3 protein-coding genes and 1 pseudogene are annotated in these 2,083 nt (G+C 63.0%); 1 reads left to right on the forward strand and 3 read right to left on the reverse strand.

Annotated elements, in window-relative coordinates:
* Nucleotides 1-632: pseudogene (locus ENZ74_RS30260) on the forward strand (hypothetical protein); the annotation flags it as partial.
* Between the two features lie 17 nt (nucleotides 633-649).
* Here the strand turns inward: ENZ74_RS30260 and ENZ74_RS30265 are convergent.
* The 3 genes from ENZ74_RS30265 to ENZ74_RS30275 form a co-directional block, all read right to left on the reverse strand.
* Complete coding sequence (locus ENZ74_RS30265) at nucleotides 650-949, reverse strand: CcdB family protein (protein WP_063169193.1); 300 nt, start codon at nucleotides 947-949, stop codon at nucleotides 650-652.
* Entirely contained in the window at nucleotides 949-1,191 is a 243-nt protein-coding gene (locus ENZ74_RS30270) for a type II toxin-antitoxin system CcdA family antitoxin (RefSeq protein ID WP_063170355.1), read from the reverse strand. The genes ENZ74_RS30265 and ENZ74_RS30270 overlap by 1 nt, the downstream gene beginning before the upstream one ends.
* 167 nt (nucleotides 1,192-1,358) lie before the next feature.
* A partial coding sequence (locus tag ENZ74_RS30275) for an ATP-binding cassette domain-containing protein (RefSeq protein ID WP_127313231.1) occupies nucleotides 1,359-2,083 on the reverse strand: 725 nt, incomplete at its 5' end.

Consider the following 2,083-nt stretch of genomic DNA (forward strand, 5'->3'; position numbering starts at 1 on the left):
GTGCTGCCGGCACGCCGCCAGCACCGGCAGGTGCCGCGCCGCCCGCCCCGGCGGCTGCGCCTGCGGAAGCCGCTCTGCCTGTCGGCCAGAAGGCGATCTTCTATGAGGAGCGCACCAGCACCGCCCAGGGCTCCGCCGAGCCCGGCAACATCGTCTGGTCGCTGGTGCAGGAATCGCCCGGTGGCGACCTGCCGCCGGAGCCGGCGATCCGCGCTGAGGCGACCATTCCCGGCAAGGACATCCAGTTGCGCATGACCATCCGCCGCAACACCGACCAGACGCTGCCGGCCAGCCATATCATCGAGATGATCTTCCTGACGCCCGACGGCTTCGAGGGCGGCGGTGTCGACAACATCCTGCGCGTTGCCATGAAGGCTTCGGAGCAGGATGCCGGCAGCCCGCTGATCGGCATTCCGGCCAAGATTGCCGACGGCTTCTTCCTCGTCGCGCTCAACGACACCAAGGCCGACGAAGACGCCAACATGACCTTGTTGCGCGGCCAGGACTGGATCGACGTGCCGGTGGTCTACAAGACCGGACGGCGGGCGTTGCTGACCATGGAAAAGGGCATTCCCGGAGAGAAGGTGTTCGACGAGGCAATCAAGGCCTGGCAGGCCAAGACGGCAGGCTGAGACGCTGTAGCCGCCGTTCAGAAGCCCTGGAACAGCATGTCGAGCGCAGCGACGATGTCGTCGTGGTGCTTGATCAGGTTCAGCCGACTTTCGCCCAATTCGCTGGCAGAAACGGTGGCAACCAGGTGTGTTGCCATAACGAGCTTTCGACCGTTGATCTCAAAAATCGGATGAAGCTTTCGCATCGGCGGTGGCACCATTGCGACCGGCAGAAGCGGCACGACCACCCGCGTCTTGAAATTGTCGAGCAGCTCTGACTGAACGTCGAGCACATAGCTGCCTTCGATGCGACCGGCGAAGACATCATAGCGGGGCATCAGAACTGCCGGTACTCTTCCAGCGGGATGCCATGTTTCTCGATATAGTCGTTCCACGCGTCCATCGTGGCGCGGTTCTCAAGCTTCCACAGTCGCGTTTTTTCGGCAGCCACCGCCTCCGCGATGCCGGCCTCCGCAGCGCGCGAGACATTCACGTCAAGTCCCTTGGCTTCCCTCATGAGGTTCGAATCGATCGACAGATTTGCTGGCTGACGGGTCGCACTCAAGGCAATTTTGCGCATAATAGCCTCCGCAACATGCGCATAATATATGCGCATTTCTGTATGGAGGCAATCAGGCGGTTCTAGCTGCAGGTAGGGGCGCTCGGCCCCTTCGCTATGGCTCCGGGCGTTCGTCGCTTCAATCGACAAATCGTCGTCGATTGATCGGCCTACGGCCGAAACACTCCTCACCCCTCCATCTCCTCGCGCAACATCTCCAGTTCCAGCCATTCTTCCTCGAGCGCGGCCAGCGTCGCGCGCTCCTTGTCGAGGGCGGCGATGGTTTTCTGGAACGAGGCCGGATCGCGCTCGTAATAGGCCGGATCGGCGATGTTGTTCTCCAGCCTCGAGATCGAGGCCATCACAGCTTCGATTTTCTTCGGCAGGGATTCCAGTGCGAATTTCTGCTTGAACGACAGTTTCTTCGCCGGCCCTTTTGGCGCGGCGGCTTCGCTCTTGCCTGACGCGGGCGCCTCGCCATTTTCGGCTCTCGCCCGCGCCTTGCGGTCGTCCAGCTTCGTGCCGCCGCGCTGCGCCAGCATGTCGGAGTAGCCGCCGGCATATTCGATCCAGCGGCCCTCACCATCCGGCGCGATCAGGCTGGTCACGGTGCGGTCGAGGAAATCGCGGTCGTGGCTGACCAGGATGACGGTGCCGGCGAAACCGGCGACCAGTTCCTGCAGCAGTTCCAGCGTCTCCATGTCGAGATCGTTGGTCGGCTCATCGAGCACCAGAAGGTTTGCGGGCCGCGCCAGCACGCGCGCCAGCAAGAGCCGCGCCCGCTCGCCGCCGGACAACTCGCGCACCGGCGTGCGCGCCTGCTCGGGCTTGAACAGGAAATCCTTCATGTAGGAGACCACGTGGCGCTGCTCGCCATTGATGACGAGGTTTTCGCCGCGCCCATCGGTGAGAT

Source organism: Mesorhizobium sp. M7A.F.Ca.CA.002.15.2.1 (genome assembly GCF_003998715.1).
GTDB lineage: Bacteria > Pseudomonadota > Alphaproteobacteria > Rhizobiales > Rhizobiaceae > Mesorhizobium > Mesorhizobium ciceri.

Excerpts from the sequence above, each read along its gene's own strand:
- ENZ74_RS30270 (WP_063170355.1), bottom strand. The coding sequence starts at position 1,191 with ATGCGCAAAATTGCCTTGAGTGCGACCCGTCAGCCAGCAAATCTGTCG.
- ENZ74_RS30265 (WP_063169193.1), bottom strand. The coding sequence starts at position 949 with ATGCCCCGCTATGATGTCTTCGCCGGTCGCATCGAAGGCAGCTATGTG.